The organism is Marinobacter maroccanus, assembly GCF_002933275.1.
GTDB classification, from domain to species: Bacteria; Pseudomonadota; Gammaproteobacteria; order Pseudomonadales; family Oleiphilaceae; genus Marinobacter; species Marinobacter maroccanus.
The window spans coordinates 27,629-50,165 of sequence record NZ_PSSX01000024.1 but is presented as its reverse complement, the minus strand read 5'-3'; the positions used below and the strand labels follow the sequence as shown (position 1 = coordinate 50,165).

Below are 22,537 nucleotides of genomic sequence, written 5' to 3'. Positions count from 1 at the left end.
GGAATGAACAACAAGATCAAGGTGATCAAGCGGATGGCTTATGGCTACCGGGACAACGATTACTTCTTCCTAAAGATAAAAGCAGCGTTTCCCGGTAAAGCGCGATGAACCAAAAAAAAGCCCCGCTCTGGGCGGGGCTGAAGTGAGAACAAAGTCTGTTTAGTCGCAGTTATTGCAGATGGCGTAGGCTATGTAAGCACCAGCGGGTCCCATTGGCGTGCCACCGGAGTTGTCGTAAAAGCGCGATACCAGAACCAGCAATCGGTTGTCTGCAGAGGAATAGCCGAATTGCTCGCCGAAGCCCACATCACCGCCAGAGTATGTGTATTGAGGCGATTCCATTCTGATCAAACCGGTTGAGGTGTCGACCTGATAGGTCCAGTTGTTGGGGGTGAGACCGGCAGATTGCCGGGTCACATCCACAACGTCTGTGTTCAGACCAAAATTGGAATAGGCAAAGGTAAGGCCCCTCTGTGAGGTGGCGGTGCCACTGCCGTCAAATTCCAATGTTGCGCCTGGCAGGAAAATGTCCGTTTCAAAATAATTCTGCCCGGCAAAGTAGCCTTTCAGCATCAGATCGTAGGATTTTCCGGCGAGGTCGGCGGACTGAAAATTCGGGTCAAGTTTGACGCCGATCAGGAACGACGATTCGTCGGTTTGCACCTCATAAGGCGTGAACGGATTAGGAAGCCCAAGCGTCATCACGTTGCTACCTTGTGAAACAAATCCTCCGAGCTCGCCACTCAGCAGATCCAGGGTTCCATCAGCGGTGAGGCCGAATGCTCCGAGGCTAACGCCAAGCGCGGTTTCTTCGTTCCTTGTATCAACGAAGACATCGCTCGTCACCAGAGGCTTCAGGCCCTGGCCAACATTCAGTTGGACTTCGTCGGTCAGAGTGGCGTTGCCCGCTGCGTCAACGCTTATATTGAGGGCTCCGGCACCGTACTCCATCTCGTTCGGCACGACCGCGTCAGCGTCATCAACAATGTTGGAGATGCGCAACGTGGCAAAGCCCCAATCCCCCGCAAGCGAATCGACCGTCAGCGTGGGGTCTGTCTTGCTGAGCACATGGGTATTCATATTACGCCCTTCGGTGAAACTTCCGTCGCTCTCTTCATACTGGAAGCTGTTCGCCTCATTGGCAATGAACAGGCTTCGTTCAGCGTCAAGCGCCCGGAAATCGATTTCCGTCGCACCAGTGATAATCTGCGAGTTGTCCTCGGGGTCAATCGTAGTGCTTTCTGGAACCGCTGCAAAAAGACCCGTTTCGGTGAAGCTCAGATCAAAGCCATTACCCTGACCGAAGCATTCACTGACGGAATCAAACAATGCGTCCCGTCCGTCCTCGCTGGTTCCCGGATCGATGAGCAGGTCGCCGACACAGAGATCTGACCAGCTGAGTGTGCCGGTCCCGTCGGCGTTATCGACAATGTTGGCATCGATATGGGCGTAGTGCGCCTGAAATACCGTCGGTGGATTGTTCACCCGTGAGCTTTCAATGCCAATTGAGGTGCGCAGGTAGTGGACATCACCAGTGACGGCAGGGCCGGCAGTGCCCGGGGAGCCAGTGTCATTGCCAGGTGGCGTATAATCGACCGTAAGCTCACCATCGCTAACAGGGTTGCCTGCAAAGAGCTCACTGAGCTGGCCAGGTTCATCCTCGTCCACAACCAGTTGGCCGTCAATGACGGTGAAGACATACTCGCCGTTAAATGCGCCGTTATTGGCCAAGCCGGCCACGCCGTTCTGATCGTACTCGGTGATGTAGTCCAGAATCAGTGATTCACTGTCCCAGGTCCACTCGCCGAATTCGATACCCGGAACCTCGTCACCGGATGCGTCATATGCGTCGCCAATGAAGTAGAAGCCATCCTCAAGCAGGGTGAGAACTGCGACTTCATCCGGGTTTGCAGGATTCTGCGTTGCCCATGTGCCGGCTACACCACCGGTGGCACTGTTGGCAGGAACTCGGTCGAACTGCAGGGAATCGCCGTTGGCAAAGTTCAGGGTAAAGCCATCGCTGTCGGCTTCAACGCGCAGGGGTGTTTCTTCTGCGCGAAGGTCGCTGGCACCCCACTCTCCGTTCTGATCAATCAGAATGCCGGTGAACTCGAAATCACCGGTCTGGTTGTTCCAGGTGTAGGTGCCCATTTCCATGCCTGTATTGCCGTTCGGGTCTGCGTCTGGGCGGAAGTCATCACCGAGCTCGAGATGGATGTATTGGCCACTCTCGAAAAAGGTGAAGTGGACCCAGGGTGCGTTGTCCGTGCGATCGGTATTGCGCTTGATGAAGCTGCCAACCAGTGCGCCTGCCTCGGAGGGTGCTGGAACCTGCTCTGCAAACGGGTTGTTCAGGCGCGCCGCCACAAACACCCCGAATGGATCACGGGCAATCAGGCGCAGTTGGTCAGTTTCCCTGGGGACATAGTTTGCTGGCAGTTCGCCGGTAAAGCTGGTGGCATCGTTCGCCAGCGGGTTACCGGTAAAGCCGCCGCCCTGGCCGCCTGAGGTCTGTCCGGTAAAGTTGTTGCGTACAGATACGGCGTCGTAGCCCGGGGGCAGAGTCCATTGGAAGCTGTACTCATCAGCAGCCAGATCAGCTGACGCAGCAGTGATCTCCGGCGCCCCGTTGCTGAAGTCGGGGCTGCCCCGGCGGATGGTGAAGGTCGCTATGGAATCGACAATCCCTTCGACCGGATTATTCCAGGCGAAAGTAACCTGATCGCCGGAGCTGATGGAGCCAGCCGCCAGGCCCTGGAAATCGGCAAAACGGTTGTTTCCGGAGTCGATGGGCAGATCGCCGTTAAAGTTCTCCAGATCACCGGAAACGGTAACGCTGGAATCCGCCACCGAGCCCAGGCTTGCTGAGGGGAAGCCGGCATAAATCAGCGTTGCGATTTGTTCAATCAGAGGGCTGTCAGCGCCATTTTCGTATCGGTGGGTAGGCTCAACAAAGACGAAGAATTCTGCCCGGTTACCCTGGAGCTTCCAGTCGCCGCCGTCATTGATGGCCTGCCATGGTCCCTGGGCCTGGCCAACGTTCAGCCTGGCGGTTCCTTCACCCAGTTCCGCTACGGACCAGTCGCGGATATCCTCCGCCAGTTCGCCTGCGTCTTCAATACCTTCCGGGGAGCCGGACAAACGCGCTGAAAAACCTCCAATTGTCTCGCCGTTGTTCAGGAAGTCGCTGGTGAGGCTCTCTAGGGTTGTTTCATCCTGGCCCTCAAGCGCATCGGCAAATGAGGTGGCGAGGGTGTTCAGCGCCTGAAGTGTGGTCACGCCCTCGTTGATTTCGGTTTCGTCTACCTCAAGCGTGGTTTCCTCGCTCTCCGGCTGTACAAAATTGTTGGTAATGGTCTGGGTCCGATTGACCCGATTGGTAATAGTTGCCGTGTTCGTGCCGGGATCAATCTGAACTTCAATCACGTCGAGGGCTGCGTCGAACCCGGAACGGTTAGCCGTAAACGGTGAGCTGCGTAGATCAAAGTCCTCTTCCACACCAAGAGCATCGAGCAGGGGCTTCAGGCGAGTTTTCAGAGCCGCTTCCTCGGTTTCGATGGCTGCCTGCTGGATCAGGTCGAAGTCGGGATTGTTGAAAAATTCCTGAGGGCTCCGGCCCACCGCGTTGCCAACGATCAGGTCGGTCAAGGGCGTGATGTTTGCGGTGCCATTCAGGTCATCTGCGAATGCCACGGAAAGCATCTGATAGGCGTTGCCGCCGGCAATGCCGCTGGCATAGAGCAGAACGGGTGTGTCGAGACCGGAAAGATCCAACTCAAACGATCCATCCGTTTCGATCGTTGTGGTCAGCGTATCACCGCTGGCATCGCGGGCGCCCACAATGCCCGAGACGGGTGCACCGGCAGCCGCTGTGCCGGAGATGGTTGCAGAATCATCGGTGGTGGGTGTCGTTCCGGAGCCGGAGCTGCTGCCGCCTCCGCAACCACTGATAATGAGTGCTGCTGCCATGGTGCACAGCAACAGCCATAAACGAAGGGAGTGTTGCCTGATCATTTGGTGATTCCTCATTCTTGGTTTTTATCGGTTTCCGACAAACCAAAGCTAGAAGAGCCACAAAAGTCAGGCATCACCCATATGGTGTATGAGCCTTCAGCCGTTACCTTTCTTCATTTCTTCATACTCATCCTCAAAGAAGAATTTCTCTTCTCCAAAGGCCGGTTCCAGCTCATGCAGCCAGGTGGCTGTCTCGCTGTACTTGGCAAAGAACGGACGCTGTACCCAATCGGGGTTGCGGCCCTGCAGGAATCGCAGCACGAATACCTTCTCACCGTGGATTTCGGTGATGCCCTGAATCTCCACCTTGCCGGGGCCGGCGCTCATGGAGGGGCCGCGGGCAGTGCGAGCCAGGCCGCTGACCTTTTTCATGGCTTCCCGATAAATGTGGAAGGCCTCAACCAGGGGCACTTCGAAGTAGTTCTTGGCGCCGGTGTCCCGCTCCACAAACATGTAGTAAGGGATGATGCCCAGCTGCACTTCTTTCTTCCACAGCTTGGCCCAGGCTTCGGCATCGTCGTTGACGTGCTTGATCAACGGGCCCTGGGCGCGGATCTCGGCGCCGGTGGCACGAATACGGCGGATAGCCTCTTCGGCGATTTCGGTGGTGATTTCCTGCCAGTGGTTGTAGTGGGCCATGATGGCCACGTGCTTGCCGGCATCCACGAGACGGGCGAACAGGTCGATCAGTTCATCGGCATCCTTGTCGGTCACGAAGCGGTAGGGCCAGAAGGTGAGGGCCTTGGTGCCGATGCGGATGGTCTGGATGTGATCAAACTCTGGCTGAAGCAGTGGCTCCAGATACTGCACCAGGTTCTTGGTCTTCATGACCATGGGGTCACCGCCGGTTACCAGCAGGTCAGTCACCTCGGTGTGCTCCTGCAGATAGCCGTGAAGCTTCTCGGCTTCGGTGCTGGCCATCTTCAGGTCCTTGTCACCGACAAACTGCGCCCAGCGGAAACAGAAGGTGCAGTAGGAGTGGCAGGTCTGACCCTGGGCCGGGAAAAACAGCACCGTCTCGCGGTACTTATGCTGAACGCCGTCCAGCACTTCACCGTCCAGCTCAGGCATGTTCATTTCCATCTGGCCGGCCGGGTGCGGGTTCAGTTCATCCCGGATTTCCTTGGCGACGGCCTGGATCTCTTTCTTGTCGGCACCTTCCCGGTGCATTTTTGCCATGCGTTCGTAATGCTCGTCTTTCAACATGCCTTTCTGGGGGAAGACAAGCTGATAGATCGGGTCGTTGGGCACCTTGTCCCAGTTGATCAGTTCATTGATCACGTATTCGTTGACCCGGAACGGCAGCACGCTGGCTACCACTTTCATTTCAAACAGGGTCTCTTCGGGGAGATTCTGAATGACTTCAATCTTGTCGAGCTGGCGGTCCGTGTAGACCTTGAAACGCCGTTCCTCGAACTCCGTAGTGGGAATCCGGTTCGGAAAGGTGACGATGGAGTTCATAGATCGCCCTCTGTTGGTGCCAATGACAAAAAAGTGGTCCGACCACTTTTTCGGTGGTTAAAAATCAGGCAGGCGAGTATACATAAATCGGGAATTATTTTCAGGTCTAATTAAAAAGTTCCAGTAAATCAGGAAAATGCCGATGAATTTGGAGTGGAAAATTCAATAAAAGTCGCTAAATGAAGTGAATGAGTGGCGAATGGCGGCGAGAAGATCGTTTAGCGTGGTAATCAATTTGTCTGTTGATAAGAATGCTACGACATTGGTCGCAGTCTGGTTGTCTGTTGGTCCAAAAACGGTCATTCTTCCGTAAGTAACCGAAAGAAGTTCACCCGAAAAGGATGTTCGTAGGGCTTTGATTGAACTTAGCGGCTTAAATGTAGTAAAAATACTACGTAATCAGGTGGGCTAATCCGCGCACTTCGCCGGCATGCCGGTCATCCTTTGGGCCAAAAGCCCGTAAATCGGGGGCGATCAGGCAGGAAAAGTGTGAAAGCTGTTCTATGCTTTGTACAGGTTCTGTGTACTGCGAGCCGGTGCACCTGTCAGGCTGAAAATACCCACAACAAAACACTGCATTCCATCGCAGCTTAATCGACACCGCAACGCGCCAGGCTGCTGATCGTGGCGGCGCTGCACTTTTTGATGCCAAGGGGAGGGTTTGATGTACCAGGACGATGATCCCATTGAAACCAGCGAATGGCTGGACGCGCTGGAATCTCTGATCGAGAACGAAGGCGTAGACCGGGCCAAATACATTCTTGAGAGGCTCTCCGAAAGAGCGAGCCGCGATGGAACCGAGCTACCTTATTCCATTACCACGCCATTCCGGAACAGCATTCCGGTGTCGCAGCAGGCGCCGATGCCTGGTGACCTTTTCATGGAACGTCGAATCCGCTCCCTGATTCGCTGGAACGCCATGGCCATGGTTATGCGTGCCAACCAGCGTCCCGGTGACCTCGGCGGGCATGTTTCGTCGTTCTCGTCGGCTGCGACGCTCTACGATGTTGGCTTCAACTACTTCTTCCACGGCGGCGACGAAAAGCGCGAGTCCGACCTTGTTTACTTCCAGGGCCACTCTTCACCGGGCATTTATGCGCGCTCCTTCCTTGAGGGCCGTTTCGACGAGAAAGATCTCGATAAATACCGTGAGGAAGTGGATGGCACTGGCCTCTCTTCCTATCCGCACCCCTGGTTGATGCCCGACTATTGGCAGTTCCCCACGGTTTCCATGGGCCTGGGCCCGATTCAGGCGATTTACCAAGCACACGTAATGAAGTACCTGGACAGCCGTGAGCTCATCGAGATGGGCGACCGCAAGGTCTGGTGTTTTGTCGGTGACGGCGAGTGCGACGAGCCGGAAACCCTGGGTTCCATTTCCATGGCTGGTCGGGAAAACCTCAGCAACCTCATCTTTGTGGTTAACTGCAACCTCCAGCGTCTGGACGGTCCTGTCCGTGGTAATGGCAAGATTATTCAGGAGCTTGAGGGCGTCTTCCGCGGTGCTGGTTGGAACGTGCTGAAAGTTGTCTGGGGTCGCCACTGGGATCCCCTGTTTGAGAGGGACAAGGAAGGAAAGATGCAGCACGTCATGGACGAGGTGTGCGACGGCGACCTGCAGAACTTCAAGAGTAATGGCCCGGCCTATACCCGTAAGAATTTCTTCGGCAAGTACCCCGAAACCGCCAAGCTGGTTGAGGATCTGTCCGATGAGGAGATCAACAAGCTCAACCGTGGCGGCCATGATCCTTACAAGATCTATGCAGCCTTCCACCATGCTGTTCACAAGAACGGCGGGCGTCCGACCGTCATACTGGCTCATACCATCAAGGGCTATGGCTTCGGTGAGGCCGGCGAGGCGCAGAATACCGCCCACTCCTTGAAGAAGCTGGATGTTGAGCAGCTCAAGGCTTTCCGGGACCGCTTTGCTGTGCCCCTGAAAGATGACGAGCTAGATGATGTTCCTTACTACCGGCCAGCGCCGGATAGCCCGGAAATCGTCTACATGAAGAAGCGCCGGCAGGAATTGGGTGGTTTCTATCCCAAGCGCCGCAAGGATTGTCAGCCGCTGCAGATTCCCGATCTGGACATCTTCAAAGCGGTACTGGACGGTTCCGGCGATCGGAAGATCTCCACCACCATGGCGTTCGTCCGTATCCTGACAGCTCTGACGAAGGACAAGCGCATTGGTAAGCGCGTGGTACCCATCGTACCCGACGAAGCGCGTACTTTTGGCATGGAAGGCATGTTCCGTCAGCTCGGCATCTACACCGCCGAAGGGCAGAAATACGTGCCCGAAGACCGTGACCAGATCATGTACTACCGGGAAGACAAGAAGGGGCAGATCCTTGAGGAAGGTATCAACGAGGATGGCTCCATGGCGGCCTGGATGGCAGCGGCAACGTCATACAGCACCAACAATTTCCCGTTGATTCCGTTCTACATCTTCTACTCCATGTTCGGTTTCCAGCGGGTAGGCGATCTGGCGTGGGCTTCCGGTGACATCCAGGCCCGTGGCTTCCTGATCGGTGGTACCGCTGGCCGGACCACCCTGAACGGCGAAGGTCTGCAGCACCAGGACGGTCACAGCCATGTGCTCGCCAACACCATTCCGAACTGTAAGGCCTACGATCCGGCCTACGGCTACGAAATGGCGGTTGTGCTGCGCAAGGGTATGAAAGAGATGTTCGAGGACAACCAGAACGTCTTCTACTACCTGACCATCGAAAACGAGAACTACGAACAGCCGGCGATGCCCAAGGATTGTGAAGACGGCATCATCAAGGGCATGTACAAGTTCGAGTCTGTTGAAACCAAGGGTCGCAAGAAAACCCCGCGGGTTCAGCTTCTTGGTGCTGGCGCGATTCTCAATGAAGTGCGCGCAGCGGCCCAGATGCTGAAAGACGATTGGGGCGTAGCTTCCGACGTGTGGAGTGTGACCAGCTTCAACGAGCTGGCCCGTGAAGGCCTGCACATTGAGCGCTGGAATCGCCTGCACCCGGACGACAAGCCCAAGAAGGCCTACGTAACCCAATGCCTGGAGAAGCAGGACGGGCCAGTGGTGTCTTCGACTGATTACATCAAGCTGCACTCCGAGCAGCTCCGGGCGTTCATTCCCAAAACCTACCTGACTCTCGGTACCGACGGCTTTGGCCGGAGTGATACCCGGGAGAAGCTGCGCAGCTTCTTTGAAGTGGACCGTTACTACGTAACCGTCACGGCGCTGTCAGCCCTGGCCCAGGATGGGGAGGTGAAGAACGATGTGGTTCTCGAAGCCATGCGCAAGTACGGAATCGATCGCAACAAAACGAACCCGGTGCTGAGCTAAGGAGACCGCCATGAGTGAACAGGAAATCAAGGTTCCGGATCTCGGCGGTGCGGATGAGGTCGAGGTTATCGAAATCATTGTCAGCGCAGGGGATTCGGTTGAGGAAGAAGATCCGATTCTGACGGTCGAGTCAGACAAAGCCTCGGTGGAGCTGCCGTCACCTGGTGCCGGCAAAATCACCAAGATCACCGTAAAGGTGGGTGACAAGGTCAAGGAAGGTGATGTTGTCGGGATGATGGAAGCCAGCGCCGATGGCGGTGGCTCTGACGATACCGGTGACGACGAGCCTGAAGAAAAGGCCGAGGATAAGGAAGAAGCCAAGCCGGAAGAGAAATCCGAAGAGGGCAAGCCGGCGCCGAAGAAGGCTTCCGGTGGCTCCCGCAAGGAGACCGTCAAGGTTCCTGCGCTGGATGGATTCGACAATGTTCCGGTTATCGAAATCAATGTCGCTGAAGGCGATAGCATTGAAGCCGACGATCCGCTGGTAACGGTGGAATCCGACAAGGCCACCATGGAGATTCCCTCTCCCTACTCCGGCAAGGTGGGCAAGATCCTGGTGTCGGAGGGTGACAAGCTCTCCGAGGGCGATGAACTTCTGGAGATGACCGTTCAGGAAGACGGTGGCGATGAGGAAGAAGCCTCTGAGTCGGCGTCTGAAGAACCGGCGAAGGAAGAGAAGTCCGAGTCGAAGTCCGAAGAGAAGCCAAAGCAGCAAGCAGAGTCCGCCCCTGAGCCCCAGGGTGCCACCTATGAGCCGCCCAGTCCGGGCGCCAAGGTTCACGCTGGCCCGGCCGTTCGCAAGCTGGCCCGGGAGCTGGGTGCCGATCTGGCCCGCATCAAGGGCTCTGGCCCGAAGGGACGGATTATCAAGGACGATGTCCAGGCCTATGTGAAGAGCCAGCTCAAACAGGCCCAGCAGGGCAGTGGTGTTGCCACTGGCTCCGGTATTCCCGGGGTCAAGCTGCCGGACTTCAGCCAGTTTGGTGAGGTAAAGCGTGAGGCCATGTCGCGGATGATGTTCGCAACGGCCAACAATATGCAGCGCAGCTGGCTGAACGTGCCCCACGTTACCCAGTTCGAGGATGCGGATATCACCGATATGGAGGATTTCCGCAAGGCCCAGAAAGCGGCCGGCGAGAAGAAGGGCGTGAAGATGACGCCGCTGCCGTTCCTGCTGAAAGCCTGTGCCACGGCGCTGGCAGAACTGCCCCAGTTCAACGTGTCCCTGGACATGGAGCGCAAGGAGGTGGTTCGCAAGAGTTACATCCACATCGGGATTGCGGTGGATACTCCCCACGGGCTGATGGTGCCGGTGATCCGGGATGTGGACAAGAAGGGCTTGTGGGAGCTGGCGGCGGAAAGCGCCGAGCTGGCCCAGAAGGCCCGGGACAAGCAGCTGAAGCCGGCAGAAATGCAGGGCGCCTGTTTTACCATCACCAGTCTGGGTGGTATTGGTGGCACCGCATTTACGCCGATTGTGAATACGCCGGAGGTGGCGATTCTGGGGGTTTCCAAGGCGGCGATGAAGCCGGTTTGGGATGGCAAGGAGTTCCAGCCCCGGTTAATGCTGCCGTTGTCGCTGTCTTACGATCACCGGGCAGTGAACGGGGCCGATGCGGCCCGGTTTACCACGGTGCTCAGTCAGCTTCTTGGGGATATTCGTTCTCTTCTGCTGTAACCGTTTAGCCCTGTGCTATGTGCCCTCCCAGCCTTCGAGCTGAGGGGGCAACAAAGGCGGGCATACCTTTTCAGAACACGCTACAAGCACATCCATGTGGGCTTGTTTCGGGCCGTCCATGGCCCTCAACAGTTCTGAAAAGGTAGGCCCGCCTTTGTCGTTCCGGCTATTCGGTTTTCGCTTTAGGTTCTCCTTTAAGTAAACAATAACCACACTTTTAAGTGGTTTAATTGACCACCTTGGTTTACTATGTCGACATTAATCGCGTTTTAAAATGTTGTTAATGAGCGCCAGTGGGAGAGGCAATGAAGCAATCAGATGCTATTAGGCGCCTGGCGGAATTCGACATGAAAGGGCGGTACGTCTATTCATCCAAGGATCTGCCAAAGCTGTTTCCTGAAGAATCCGAACGTAGCCGGCAGGCAACGGTTTCGCGTCTGGTGAGCAGCGGTATTCTTGAGCGACCCTCAAAAGGCGTGTACGTATATAAGCTGTCCCGTCACAGGGGGGCTGACCTGCTGGAACGGGTGGCGAAAACGCTTCGTCGCGGGGAGTACAACTACATCAGTCTGGAATCCGCACTGTCTGAATACGGTGTGATTTCCCAGGTGCCGGTAGGTCGCATTACGGTTGTTACCACGGGGCGAAAAGGGGAGTACCAAACTCCGTATGGGGTGATTGAATTCACTCACACTAAACGTTCTGTGACCGATATTCTCGCTGGCGCAACAGATAGGGGGCATCCGCTGCGAATCGCTACCAAAGAGACTGCGTTGCGAGATCTAAAGCGAGTAGGTCGGAATACCCACTTGATTGATCCGGAGGAAGCTGGTGCGTAAGTACGATAGGGAAAACTTTCAAAAGCTGGTTTCGTTGGCCATGCAGGATCCCAACCTTGCCAGTATGCGCCCAGTGATAGAAAAAGAGATTATCCACTTTGATCTTTTCTTCGTACTTGACCAAGAAGGTTTGTTGAACGATCTGGTGTTCCAGGGTGGAACCGCCGTCCGCCTCTGCTACGGTGGAAGGCGATTCAGTGAGGATCTGGATTTCGCTGGTGGAGTCAACTTTTCATCCGACCAGCTCGCGCAAATGAAAGAGTGCATTCTGGATTACCTGAGCACTCGTTACGGCCTTGAAGTCAGTGTTAAAGAGCCAAAATCCCTTCGGAAGGAGCCTGCGTATTCAGAGCGAAACGTGGATACGTGGCAGATCGCTATCACCACCTCGCCCGAACGACCAGATCTGCCGAAGCAGCGAGTCAAACTTGAAGTGGCAAATATTCCAGCCTACACGGCTATTCCACAACCGCTAATTCGTACCTATGACTTCCTGCCTGACGGGTATGAAGATTTGTTGATCATGACGGAAGACAAAAACGAAATCATGGCTGATAAGCTGGTATCGCTGCCTGCAACGCAAAAGTATGTTCGTCATCGGGATATCTGGGACCTGGCGTACTTGTCTCAGGAAAAGGCAGTCGTGCGCTCTGGTCTGGTGTTAAACAAGATCCGGGATTACCAGATTGAGAACTATGGGGCAAAACTGGAAGGAATTATTTCCAGGCTGCCTGAAATTGTCAGAGGTAGATCTTTCAGGGATGAGATGAACCGGTTCCTGCCAGCGGATGTGATAGAACGGACGCTGGCAAAGGAGAAATTCACCGACTTTTTACAAAGCCGTGTTATCAGTTTACTCGAACAAGTCCGGGATGAAATCCATTCTGATCAATCGGCCAAATCTTCGTTTTTGATGTAACTGTGGGCTCGACTGTTATCGCCTAGCGGGTAGGTCATTCCAAGCCGCTTTGTCGGCACGGCATTTACGCCGATTGTGAATACGCCGGAGGGGGCGATTTTTGGGGTGTCCAAGGCGGCGCGGTTTACCACGGTGCTCAGTCAGCTTCTTGGGGATATTCGTACCCTTCTTCTGTGATAGCCGGTAGTTCCGCTCCTGGCCTGTGAGTTTGGGGGCGGCGAGAGGCGGGCAATACGATTCAGGACACGCTACGAGCCCATCCATGGGGGCTTGTTTCGGGCCATCCCTGGCCCTCTACAGTCCTGAATCGTATTGCCCGCCTCTCTCGTTCTGGCTCCCTGCTGTTCGCTTCTTCCTTTTCTTCTCTATCTGTCAGGCTGGCCATAATAAATCCCGCCCAAACAAAAACCCCGGCCGGAGCCGGGGTTTCTGCTGAGTTAACTAACTTCTAACGGAAGGATTAGAAGCTGTACTGCGCTGCGAACAGAACACGGTTTGCGTCGGTGGAGTCACCGGCAACAGTTTCCTGATCAAAGTAGCCGTACTCAACGCCAAACATGACGTTGGATACTGGCGACCACATGTAGTTCAGGAACACGTTCTGGTTGGATTCCGGGTCAGCATTGGTGGTAGCGCCGGCTGCAATCGCGTCGTCCAGGTCCAGCATAGTGGTGCCGTAGCCCAGGTTGATGCTACGACCACCGCCGAGCGCAACGCTTGTACCGATTGAGCCACCATAGCCAGAGATTGTCTCAAGGCTGGTGCCGTCAACGTAGGCGCTTGGGCCGTAGTAGTTGCTGCCAGAGCGCCACAGGTAACCGTTGGCACCGTCGGTATAGTTGATGGCGCCCTGAATCGAAATCATGTCACTCAAGGCGAACTTGGCCGCACCGAATACAGCATAACCGATGGCGCTATCATCGTTAGTGCCATCGTCAGCAGTTACTTGGCTCACCAAAGCTGCCGCTGAGTAGGACAGCGCATCAGCTGAATCCTGGATGCGAGCGGTAAAAGCCGGAGCAGAAGTGCGGGTATCGCTGGTGCCGAGTACACCCTGGGAGCTCGGATCTTCCAGGGAGAAGGACAGGGCGCCAGTAGTGTAACGGATCTGCTCGGTACGATCCTGGCTGCCTGCAGTACCTGCGAGGCTGTCAAAGTCCAGAGTCGGGGTGTTGCCCACAAAGCTGGTGTAGTTAGACCAGTTGCGGCCCGCCATCAGGCCTTTGTATTCGCCATATGCATGACGCATACGCAGGCTGCCCGCGCTGTTGCCGGCGCCACGGAAATCACCTTCAACGGTAATAGCAACGCCGGAGGCGTGCTTGACTTTAACGCCCAGGCGGCTCTGCTGAACGTCGGCGCCGAAGTGGCCGGTTACGTCTTCGTTAGCGGGAGTGAAGGAACCTGCACGGGTAGATACGGCGCGGTTGCCGTCCAGGTCATAGCTCATGTTCAGACGAGCGTAGCCGTAAAGGCTCGCTTCGGTATCGTCACCTACGTTCAGCGTAAGTGCACTCGCTTGAGAGGCAACCCCCATTACTACTGTTGCTGCCGTCGCACGAATTGCCAATCTCAGTTTGTTGCTTTGCATCGTTGTTGTCTCCACACATTTTTGTTGTTGGACCCAAAAACAAGGTAGTTACGAATTCGTGACAATTCAAATAAATTCATGCAGAAATTAGACGAATGTCTATAACAGCTTTTCGTTCATATACAGACATCTGCAGTTGCCAACGAGGCGTAATGTTGTTCCATGACGTCCGAAAGTACAGTTCTTGAGTCAGCCACGTTCGCGTTTCTTGATATTGAAACCACCGGCGGCAATTCAGCCCGGGATCGGATTACCGAGATTGGTATCCGTTTCTGGCGGGCCGGTGAAGTGGTGGGCGAGTGGCAGACGTTGCTGAATCCGGAAACGCGGATTTCGCCGTTTATCGAAAACTTTACCGGCATTTCCAATGAGATGGTGGCGGATGCGCCGTTGTTTGAGGAGGTGGCGGATGAGCTGGAGGCGCAGCTCAAGGGCAAGGTGTTTGTCGCCCACAATGCCCGTTTTGACTACGGCTTTATCAAAGCGGAATTCCGCCGGCTGGGGCGATTGTTCTCGGCGAAGGTGCTGTGCACCGTAAAGTTATCCCGGCGGCTCTACCCGGAATTCCGGCGGCACAACATGGATGCGCTGATTGCCCGCCATGGCCTTGCCCAGGTTCAGCGTCATCGGGCCATGGGAGATGTGTCCGCCATGCTGTCCTTTTTCGAGCATGCCCGGGCAGAGAAAGGGGACGGGACGTTCGAGAGTGCCCTGCGGGAGCTGCTGCAACGACCGAGCATTCCCTCGCATCTGCCGACGGATATTCTGCAGGATCTGCCCCGGGGGCCGGGGGTGTATCGCTTTTATGGCGAGAACGATGTGCTTTTATATGTGGGCAAAAGCACCAACATTGCCCAGCGGGTGGCTTCGCACTTTTCCGGCGATCACAATTCTGCCCGTGGCGTGCGCATGTCCGAGAGCCTGCGTCGTGTTGAATGGACGGAGACCGCTGGCGAGCTTGGCGCGCTCTTGCTGGAGCTCAGGCAGATCAAGACCCTGAAGCCCCTGTTCAATCGTCGCTCAAGGGCCGCCAAGAATCTTGTGAGCATCGAGTTGACGAAAAACGAGGCCGGGTATCTGCAGGCGCGGCTGGTTCGTGAAATCGAACCCCATCGGCTAGGGGATTATTTCGGGTTGTTCCGCAGCAAGCGGGATGCCGAGCGGGCTTTGAGTGGCATTGCTGGCAAGAATGAATTGTGCAACCGGTTGTTGGGGCTGGAGCCAGAACACGATGGCCCCTGCTTCCAGCGAACGCTCGGGCGCTGCAAGGGTGCCTGCGAAGAGCTGGAGGATGTCGAGCGTTACAACCTGAGGGTGCAGATTGCCTTTCACAGTCTGCGTCTGAAGACCTGGCCCTGGAAAGGGCCGGTGGGCATTGTTGAACGGGATGCCCGTTCCGGCCGCACGGATATCCTGGTGGTCTATAACTGGATGCATGTGGCTACCCTCCACGATGAGGAAGAGCTGCAGGATCTTTCCCTTTGCGGCCAGGCAGTCACCTTTGACCTGGATTCCTACAAACTTCTGATCGGCGCACTGATGGCTCGGAACAAGGGAGGGAGCATGCCGCACCGGGTGATTGCATTGCCGGCTATCGGGGAACCGGATGTTCTTATGCCGTGAGTGGCGTATTATGGTGCGAGAGTCCGCACTCCTACTTACTTGTCTGGTGCGGTCACTCGACTATTTTTAATTGCTTAGCCGCTTTCCCGAGAGAGATTTATGAATAAAGAACCCGTCAGCCGCGAACTGTTCGATGAAGTCATGGTGCCCAACTACGCTCCCGGTTCCATCATTCCGGTGCGAGGGGAGGGCTCCCGGATCTGGGATCAGGAAGGCCGCGAGTTTATTGATCTCCAGGGTGGCATCGCAGTGACCTGCCTGGGCCATTCCCATCCGGGGCTGGTGGGTGCGTTGCACGATCAGGCCGAGAAAATCTGGCACCTGTCCAATGTGATGACCAACGAGCCGGCCCTGCGTCTGGCCAAGACCCTGTGTGACCTCACCTTCGCCGAGCGCGTGTTCTTCGCCAATTCCGGTGCCGAGGCCAACGAGGCAGCTTTCAAGCTGGCCCGTCGCTATGCCTGGGAGCACTATGGCAAAGAGAAGAACGAGATCATTTCGTTCAAGAACTCTTTCCACGGTCGAACTCTTTTCACCGTGAGCGTTGGTGGCCAGCCAAAATACCTGGAAGGCTTCGAGCCTGCGCCGGGTGGTATTCATCACGCCGATTTCAACGACCTGGAATCGGTGAAGAAACTGATCTCCAAAGAGAAAACCTGTGCCATTGTGGTTGAGCCGATCCAGGGTGAAGGTGGCGTTATGCCCGGCGATCAGGCGTTCCTTCAGGGGCTTCGTGAGCTGTGTGACGAAAATAACGCGTTGCTGGTGTTTGATGAGGTTCAGTCCGGCGTTGGTCGAAGCGGCCATTTCTACGCTTACCAGATGTACGATGTGGTGCCGGATATTCTCTCCAGTGCCAAGGGGCTGGGTGGTGGCTTCCCGGTGGCAGCCATGCTGACCACGGCCAAAGTTGCTGCCAGCCTGGGTGTGGGTACCCACGGCAGCACCTACGGCGGTAACGCACTGGCCTGCGCCGTGGCCCAGAAGGTGGTGGACACCGTTAGCCAGCCGGAAATTCTTAAGGGTGTGAAAGCCCGCTCTGAAAAGCTCCGCAAGGGCATGATGGATATCGGCGAGCGCTATGGTGTGTTCAGCGAGGTTCGCGGTGCCGGTCTGCTGCTCGGTTGCGTGCTTACGGAGAAATGGCAGGGCAAGGCCAAGGACTTCCTGAACGCCGGCCTGGAAGAGGGCGTGATGGTTCTGGTGGCCGGCGCAAACGTGATTCGTCTGGCGCCGTCCCTGATTATCCCGGAATCGGACATCGATGAAGCGCTCGAGCGTTTCGAGACGGCGGTGAAAAAACTGACGGCCTAAGGAGATTTTATGTGGCTGGTACGTCCGGCTCAGCCGGATGATCTGGACCAGATTCTCGCCATCGCGGGCACCCAGTGTGCCCGTCTTTCTTCAACTCTGCCCAAACAGGGCGATGCCCTGGCCTACAAGATCGAGCAGTCCCTGGCTTCCTTTGCCGGCAAAATCAGCGCCGAAGACGATCCGCCGAGATTCCTGTTCGTGCTGGAAAACACAGAGACCGGAGACATCGCGGGCACCGCCGGCATTGATGCCCGCGCCGGCAATGGCCAGCCCTTCTACAGTTACCGGCGGGATGCCCTGATCCATGCGTCCCACGAACTGGGTGTGTCGCGCCGGGTGGAGGTGTTGTACCCCTCCCATTCGCTGACCGATGTCTCCCTGCTTTGCTCATTCTCGATTCGCCCCGAACTGCAGGGAACCGAGGCGTTCGAGTTGCTGTCCCGGGCCCGGATTCTGTTCATTGCCAGCCACCGGGAATGGTTTACCGCGCGGATGGCGGTGGAAATCCAGGGCGTGCAGCTGGAGGATGGCAGTGTGCCCTTCTGGGACAGTCTTGGCCGGCATTTCTTTGATATGGATTTCGAGACGGCGGATCAGTATTCCGGCCAGCTGAGCAAGACCTTCATTGCCGAGCTCATGCCGCCCAATCCAATTTACGTCACGCTGCTGAGCGAAGCGGCCCAGAACGCGATGGGGCAGCCGCACCAGATAACCGTTCCCAACTTTGAGCTGCTTCAGAGGGAAGGGTTCCAGCCCGGCAGTTACCTGGACATTTTTGATGCCGGTCCGGTCCTTGAGGCGCGCACCGACAGCCTGAGAACACTGGTAACCAACCGCCCCACCGAACTTCATGGCACCAATGAGGATGTCGGCGAAACCTGTCTGATTGCGGCTGGCGAGCGGGAACAGTTCCGCTGCACCCTGACATCGGTGGCCGAGACACTGGACGACAAACTCAAGGTTCCGGTTGCCACCTGGAAGACACTGAACAGGACCGCGGGCGACCGGGTAAGGATTGCGCCGCTATGACAAGTTTTGGAATGGCAAAGCGCGCAGCCGGCGGGCCCAGGGAGGCGATAGCATGTTGGTAATTCGCCCGTTACAGGAAAACGATCTGGATGACCTTTACGCCATGGCCCAGAGTGCCGGGAAGGGGCTTACCACCTTGCCGGCGGATCGCGAGCTGCTGCAGAAGAAGATCAACCACGCCCGTGAAACCTTCAACCAGCGCATTGCGCCGGAAGCAGGGCTGTATCTGTTTGCCCTCGAGGATATCCAGCGCAAGAAGACGGTTGGAATCAGCGGCATCCAGGCCCGGGTTGGTCTGGATGAGGTGTTCTACAACTACCGCCTGAGCGTTACCGTGAATGCCTCTAAAGAGCTGGGTGTTCACGTGCGGACCCCCACGCTGCATCTCTCCAACGACATGACCGATACCAGCGAAATCTGCTCGCTGCTGTTGTCCGATGATTACAAGGGCGGGGGCAACGGGCTGCTGCTCTCCCGGTGCCGGTTCATGTATCTGGATGAATTCCGCAAGCATTTCTCGGAAAAAGTATTCGCGGAAATGCGCGGCGTGTCTGATGCGCAGGGTCGAAGCCCGTTGTGGGATGCGCTGGGAACCAAATTCTTCGATATGGAATTCAGCGAGGCTGACATGCTGTCTGGCCTGGGCAATAAATCCTTTATCGCCGAGCTGATGCCCAAGTATCCGATTTACCTGCCCATGCTGCCGGATTCTGCCCGGGCTGTGATTGGCCGGGTTCACGACAATACCGCGCCAGCGCTTCGCATGCTCCAGTCAGAGGGGTTCAACTTCAACGGGCTGGTGGACATTTTTGATGGTGGCCCTGTGGTTGAAGCCTTCGTTCACAATATCCGTACGGTACGGGAAGGCATGAACCGGCACGCCATGGTGACTCGCAAGCCAGTCAACCTGGATGTGCCTGCCGAAGAGCGGATAATGGTATCGAACCGCTCATTCCGGGATTTTCGGGTTACCACCCTGCCGATAGATTGCATCGGGCCGGATACCGTCAGCCTGCCGCCGGAAGTAGCCGAGGCGTTGCAGATTGAATCGGGTGATCCGGTTCGTCTTGCCCCCTTGAAAGACTCGGGGATGCTGACCAAACATAGTTATAGAAGCTCAGTACCGGGAGGTGCATCGAAATGGCAAAGCTGACAGGTGAACTGTTTATCGACGGGCTCTGGCTACAGGGCCATGGGCCGATATTCGAATCTGTCCAGCCGGTGACCGGTGAGACAATATGGGATGGCGAAAGCGCCAACCTGGAGGATGTTGATGCGGCCGTTCGTGAGGCCCGCAATGCGTTTCTGAAGTGGCAGCGCAAAAGCTTTGCCGAACGGCAGGCCGTTGTCGAAGCCTTTGGCGAGTTGCTTGAAGCTCACAAGGAAGAGTTGGCCCATCAGATTGGCCTGGAAACCGGCAAACCCCTGTGGGAATCCCGCACCGAAGTGGCGGCAATGATCGGCAAGATCGGCATTTCGGTGAAAGCCTACAACGATCGCACCGGCACATCCGAATCCGATGTTGCCGGTGGGCATGCCGTGCTCAGGCACCGGCCCCATGGCGTGGTAGCGGTGTTCGGCCCCTACAACTTCCCGGGACATCTACCGAATGGCCACATAGTGCCGGCTCTGCTGGCCGGCAACACGGTAGTGTTCAAACCGAGCGAGCTGACCCCCGGGGTCGCCGAGCTTACGGTGAAACTCTGGGAGAAAGCCGGCATTCCGGATGGAGTGATCAATCTGGTGCAGGGCGCCTCGGCTACTGGCAAATCTCTGGCCAGCCACCCCGGGATTGATGGCCTGTTCTTCACTGGCAGTTCAACTGTCGGGCACCTGCTGCACAAGCAGTTTGGCGGCCAGCCGGAGAAAATTCTGGCCCTGGAGATGGGCGGCAACAACCCGTTGATCGTGCAGGACGTGGCCGATGTGGATGGCGCAGTGCATCATGCCCTGCAGTCAGCATTCTTGTCGGCCGGCCAGCGCTGCACCTGCGCCCGTCGACTTCTGGTGCCCAAGGGCAAGAAGGGCGATGCCTTCCTGGATCGGCTGGTGGAAGTTTCCTCCCGGATCAAGGTGGGTGAGTTCGATGCCGATCCACAGCCGTTTATGGGCTCGGTGATTTCTGCCGAAGCCGCGGACAAACTCCTGGCTGCCCAAGCCAGCCTGCTGGAGAAGGGCGGTAAATCCCTGCTGGAAATGAAGTCCCTGAAACCGGGAACCGGTCTGCTATCGCCGGGTATCATTGATGCGACAGGGGTGGAAGTGACCGATGAAGAGTTCTTCGGGCCGTTGCTGACCGTCTATCGTTACAAGAGTTTTGATGACGCCCTGGAGCTGGCCAATGACACGCATTACGGGCTTTCAGCGGGCATCCTGACAGACGACCGGAAACTCTATGAGCGGCTGGTGGAAGAGGTTCGCGCAGGCATTGTGAACTGGAACCGGCCACTGACCGGCGCCAGCAGTGCCGCGCCCTTCGGTGGTGTTGGCGCCAGCGGTAATCATCGCCCGAGTGCCTACTATGCCGCCGACTACTGCGCCTGGCCGATGGCTTCTCTGGAGGCCGGCAAGAGTGAACTGCCAGACCCCCTGGCACCCGGCCTCAACTTCGATTAACGGGACCCAGTGCCATGGTGAAACACGCGGTAGAAGCAAACTTCGATGGCCTGGTTGGCCCCACCCACAATTACGCGGGGCTGTCCTGGGGCAATGTGGCTTCCAAGTCCAATGTCAGTTCCGTCTCCAAGCCAAAAGAGGCGGCACTGCAGGGCCTGGCCAAGATGAAGCGCCTGGCGGACCGGGGCTATGTGCAGGGTATTCTGCCGCCCCATGAACGCCCGCATATTCCGACGCTTCGGGCCCTGGGGTTTGAAGGGACAGACGCCCGTGTGCTGGAGCAGGCGGCCAAGTCCAGCCCGTCCATACTGGCGGCAGTCTCCTCTGCGTCGCCCATGTGGACAGCCAATGCGGCAACGGTATCGCCCAGTGCCGATACTTCAGATCATCGCGTGCACTTCACCCCGGCGAATTTGAGCGCCAAGTTCCATCGTTCCATCGAACACACGGTGACAGGGCGCTCCCTGAAAGCCATCTTTGCTGACGAGAGCTACTTCGCCCATCATCCGGCGCTGCCATCAGTGAGCCACTTCGGGGATGAGGGCGCCGCCAACCACACCCGTTTGTGCGCCGGATACGGCGAGCCCGGTGTGGAACTCTTTGTGTACGGCCAGATTGCCTTCAACGAGCAGGCGCCGGCACCGCATAAATACCCTGCGCGACAGACCCTTGAGGCATCCCAGGCAGTGGCGCGGCTGCATGGCCTCAAGGATCAGCACAGGGTCTTTGCCCAGCAGAACCCGGAAGCCATTGATGGCGGCGTTTTTCACAACGATGTGATTGCCGTCGGCAATGGCAATACCCTGTTCTACCACGACATGGCGTTTCTCAACGAAGAGCAGGTGCTGGCGGATATCCGGGAGCGCCTTACCGGCGCCGAGCTGGAAGCGGTTCGGGTCAGCAGTGCCGATGTGCCGCTGGAAGATGCGGTGGCCTCCTACGTGTTCAACAGCCAACTGCTGAATACACCGGACGGCATGTTGCTGGCTGTGCCCGGCGAGTGCCGGGAAGTAGCTTCCGTCAGCCGCTATCTGGATAGCCTTGTAAAGTCCGGCGGGCCGATTACCTCGGTAGAAGTGTTCGACGTCAAACAGTCCATGCGTAACGGCGGTGGCCCGGCCTGCCTGCGGTTGCGAGTGGTGTTGAATGACGATGAGCTCAGGGCTATCAACCGGGGCGTGCTGCTAACGGATGAACTCTATCAGCGCCTGACCACCTGGGTGGAAGCCCATTATCGGGATGAACTCAGCCAAGACGAGCTGGGCGACCCGATGTTGCTGGAAGAAGTTCGCAAAGCTCTGGATGAACTCACAGGGATCATGGGCCTCGGCTCCATCTACGATTTCCAGCTTTAGTGGCCTGCCGACTGTCAGGCTGAAATCGACGACGTCAGCATATCCATGGTGTGCCGGATCAACTGCTCGGCCGGAAACTCCGGGTTGCCTTCGCCCATTTCCGACTGGCAGAGCAGGATCACCCCATGCAGGGCGCCGCGCAGGTACAGGGCTGTCTGAACGGGGTTGTTAATCCGTTCCCGGTTCATGGTGCCGTCCTGAAGCCCCAGCTCGATAGCCCCCACCATCAGTTCCATCAGTTCCGATTTTGAGCACAGCATTTCCTCAGCCTGGCTTTCATCGGCCTCGGCCATGGCGGTGGATGCTTTGGTCAGTGCCGAGAAATAATCCGGTTCCTCCAGATAGAAGCGATAGTAGGATTCCCCCATTGCCCGTATCTGGGCCAGACCGTTGTCGGCGGTCTGCCTTGCCTCTTCGAATCGCCGGAATAGGGCGTGCCCCGCCCTGAGCATGATGCCCCGCTGTATTGCTGCCTTGTCCTTGAAGTAAACATACAGCAAGGCCCGGCTGAGACTGGCGGTGCGGGCGATGTCGTCCATGGACGTGCGCTCGTAGCCCTTTTCTGAGAACACCAGTTCGGCGGCATCCAGAATGGTGTCGTAACGGGCCTGTTTCTCTCGCTCGCGGCGGGTTTTCAGCGGTTCGCTCATTCAATCATCCGGTCAGTTGGCAACAGCAGGCATAGGATACCTGAATTCGAATCAAACCCGATTATTGACAAAATGTCAAAGAATGACATGATGTCTAAATCAACCATCGGGTTTCTCCAG

At 56.8% G+C, this 22,537-nt stretch carries 15 protein-coding genes; 11 read left to right on the top strand and 4 right to left on the bottom strand.

From position 1 onward, the window contains the following. Positions 1-108 (top strand): transposase (locus KEHDKFFH_RS18425; protein WP_146084220.1); only part of this gene is annotated, 108 nt, incomplete at its 5' end. 51 nt (positions 109-159) lie between these two features. Here the strand turns inward: KEHDKFFH_RS18425 and KEHDKFFH_RS18420 are convergent. Further along, positions 160-4,014, bottom strand: coding sequence for a hypothetical protein (locus KEHDKFFH_RS18420; RefSeq protein ID WP_104323252.1), 3,855 nt, complete (start codon positions 4,012-4,014; stop codon positions 160-162). Positions 4,015-4,110: 96 nt separating this feature from the next. Continuing rightward, positions 4,111-5,475: a KamA family radical SAM protein gene (locus KEHDKFFH_RS18415; protein ID WP_104323251.1), complete on the bottom strand. Its 1,365-nt coding sequence runs from the start codon at positions 5,473-5,475 to the stop codon at positions 4,111-4,113. A gap of 664 nt (positions 5,476-6,139) precedes the next feature. Between KEHDKFFH_RS18415 and aceE the strand changes: the two genes are divergently transcribed. The 4 genes from aceE to KEHDKFFH_RS18395 all read left to right on the top strand — a co-directional run bounded on the left by aceE (position 6,140) and on the right by KEHDKFFH_RS18395 (position 12,239). Further along, positions 6,140-8,803 carry a pyruvate dehydrogenase (acetyl-transferring), homodimeric type gene (aceE, locus tag KEHDKFFH_RS18410; RefSeq protein WP_104323250.1) on the top strand — a complete coding sequence of 888 codons (2,664 nt, stop codon included), beginning with the start codon at positions 6,140-6,142 and terminating at the stop codon, positions 8,801-8,803. A gap of 10 nt (positions 8,804-8,813) precedes the next feature. Next, positions 8,814-10,481 carry a dihydrolipoyllysine-residue acetyltransferase gene (gene aceF / locus KEHDKFFH_RS18405; protein WP_104323249.1) on the top strand — a complete coding sequence of 556 codons (1,668 nt, stop codon included), beginning with the start codon at positions 8,814-8,816 and terminating at the stop codon, positions 10,479-10,481. 305 nt (positions 10,482-10,786) lie between these two features. Next, complete coding sequence (abiEi, locus tag KEHDKFFH_RS18400) at positions 10,787-11,320, top strand: type IV toxin-antitoxin system AbiEi family antitoxin (protein WP_104323248.1); 534 nt, start codon at positions 10,787-10,789, stop codon at positions 11,318-11,320. Then, positions 11,313-12,239 carry a nucleotidyl transferase AbiEii/AbiGii toxin family protein gene (locus KEHDKFFH_RS18395; protein WP_241956555.1) on the top strand — a complete coding sequence of 309 codons (927 nt, stop codon included), beginning with the start codon at positions 11,313-11,315 and terminating at the stop codon, positions 12,237-12,239. The genes abiEi and KEHDKFFH_RS18395 overlap by 8 nt, the downstream gene beginning before the upstream one ends. 460 nt (positions 12,240-12,699) lie before the next feature. Here the strand turns inward: KEHDKFFH_RS18395 and KEHDKFFH_RS18390 are convergent, their stop codons facing one another. Beyond that, positions 12,700-13,830: a DcaP family trimeric outer membrane transporter gene (locus KEHDKFFH_RS18390; RefSeq protein ID WP_104323247.1), complete on the bottom strand. Its 1,131-nt coding sequence runs from the start codon at positions 13,828-13,830 to the stop codon at positions 12,700-12,702. 162 nt (positions 13,831-13,992) lie between these two features. Between KEHDKFFH_RS18390 and KEHDKFFH_RS18385 the strand changes: the two genes are divergently transcribed. The 6 genes from KEHDKFFH_RS18385 (at position 13,993) to astB (ending at position 21,767) form a co-directional block, all read left to right on the top strand. After that, complete coding sequence (locus KEHDKFFH_RS18385) at positions 13,993-15,453, top strand: exonuclease domain-containing protein (RefSeq protein WP_104323246.1); 1,461 nt, start codon at positions 13,993-13,995, stop codon at positions 15,451-15,453. Between the two features lie 99 nt (positions 15,454-15,552). After that, positions 15,553-16,767 (top strand): aspartate aminotransferase family protein, encoded by a 1,215-nt coding sequence (locus KEHDKFFH_RS18380; protein WP_104323245.1) that lies wholly within the window; start codon positions 15,553-15,555, stop codon positions 16,765-16,767. 9 nt (positions 16,768-16,776) lie between these two features. Next, positions 16,777-17,796, top strand: coding sequence for an arginine N-succinyltransferase (locus tag KEHDKFFH_RS18375; RefSeq protein ID WP_104323244.1), 1,020 nt, complete (start codon positions 16,777-16,779; stop codon positions 17,794-17,796). Between the two features lie 52 nt (positions 17,797-17,848). After that, positions 17,849-18,949, top strand: a complete 1,101-nt coding sequence (gene astA, locus KEHDKFFH_RS18370) for an arginine N-succinyltransferase (RefSeq protein WP_104323255.1) — start codon at positions 17,849-17,851, stop codon at positions 18,947-18,949. Next, the gene (gene astD, locus KEHDKFFH_RS18365) at positions 18,937-20,412 is read left to right on the top strand and encodes a succinylglutamate-semialdehyde dehydrogenase (RefSeq protein ID WP_104323243.1); all 1,476 of its coding nucleotides are present in this window, start codon (positions 18,937-18,939) and stop codon (positions 20,410-20,412) included. The genes astA and astD overlap by 13 nt, the downstream gene beginning before the upstream one ends. 14 nt (positions 20,413-20,426) lie before the next feature. Beyond that, the gene (astB, locus tag KEHDKFFH_RS18360) at positions 20,427-21,767 is read left to right on the top strand and encodes an N-succinylarginine dihydrolase (protein WP_104323242.1); all 1,341 of its coding nucleotides are present in this window, start codon (positions 20,427-20,429) and stop codon (positions 21,765-21,767) included. Between the two features lie 14 nt (positions 21,768-21,781). On the opposite strand, the gene KEHDKFFH_RS18355 is transcribed toward astB, so the two are convergent. After that, positions 21,782-22,417 (bottom strand): TetR/AcrR family transcriptional regulator, encoded by a 636-nt coding sequence (locus tag KEHDKFFH_RS18355; protein ID WP_104323241.1) that lies wholly within the window; start codon positions 22,415-22,417, stop codon positions 21,782-21,784. Positions 22,418-22,537 lie beyond the last annotated feature (120 nt).

Bases quoted from the DNA above. Each gene is read 5' to 3' on its own strand.
- KEHDKFFH_RS18420 (WP_104323252.1), bottom strand. From the start codon at position 4,014: ATGATCAGGCAACACTCCCTTCGTTTATGGCTGTTGCTGTGCACCATG.
- KEHDKFFH_RS18415 (WP_104323251.1), bottom strand. From the start codon at position 5,475: ATGAACTCCATCGTCACCTTTCCGAACCGGATTCCCACTACGGAGTTC.
- aceE (WP_104323250.1), top strand. From the start codon at position 6,140: ATGTACCAGGACGATGATCCCATTGAAACCAGCGAATGGCTGGACGCG.
- aceF (WP_104323249.1), top strand. From the start codon at position 8,814: ATGAGTGAACAGGAAATCAAGGTTCCGGATCTCGGCGGTGCGGATGAG.
- abiEi (WP_104323248.1), top strand. From the start codon at position 10,787: ATGAAGCAATCAGATGCTATTAGGCGCCTGGCGGAATTCGACATGAAA.
- KEHDKFFH_RS18390 (WP_104323247.1), bottom strand. From the start codon at position 13,830: ATGCAAAGCAACAAACTGAGATTGGCAATTCGTGCGACGGCAGCAACA.
- KEHDKFFH_RS18385 (WP_104323246.1), top strand. From the start codon at position 13,993: ATGACGTCCGAAAGTACAGTTCTTGAGTCAGCCACGTTCGCGTTTCTT.
- KEHDKFFH_RS18380 (WP_104323245.1), top strand. From the start codon at position 15,553: ATGAATAAAGAACCCGTCAGCCGCGAACTGTTCGATGAAGTCATGGTG.
- KEHDKFFH_RS18375 (WP_104323244.1), top strand. From the start codon at position 16,777: ATGTGGCTGGTACGTCCGGCTCAGCCGGATGATCTGGACCAGATTCTC.
- astA (WP_104323255.1), top strand. From the start codon at position 17,849: ATGTTGGTAATTCGCCCGTTACAGGAAAACGATCTGGATGACCTTTAC.
- astD (WP_104323243.1), top strand. From the start codon at position 18,937: ATGGCAAAGCTGACAGGTGAACTGTTTATCGACGGGCTCTGGCTACAG.
- astB (WP_104323242.1), top strand. From the start codon at position 20,427: ATGGTGAAACACGCGGTAGAAGCAAACTTCGATGGCCTGGTTGGCCCC.
- KEHDKFFH_RS18355 (WP_104323241.1), bottom strand. From the start codon at position 22,417: ATGAGCGAACCGCTGAAAACCCGCCGCGAGCGAGAGAAACAGGCCCGT.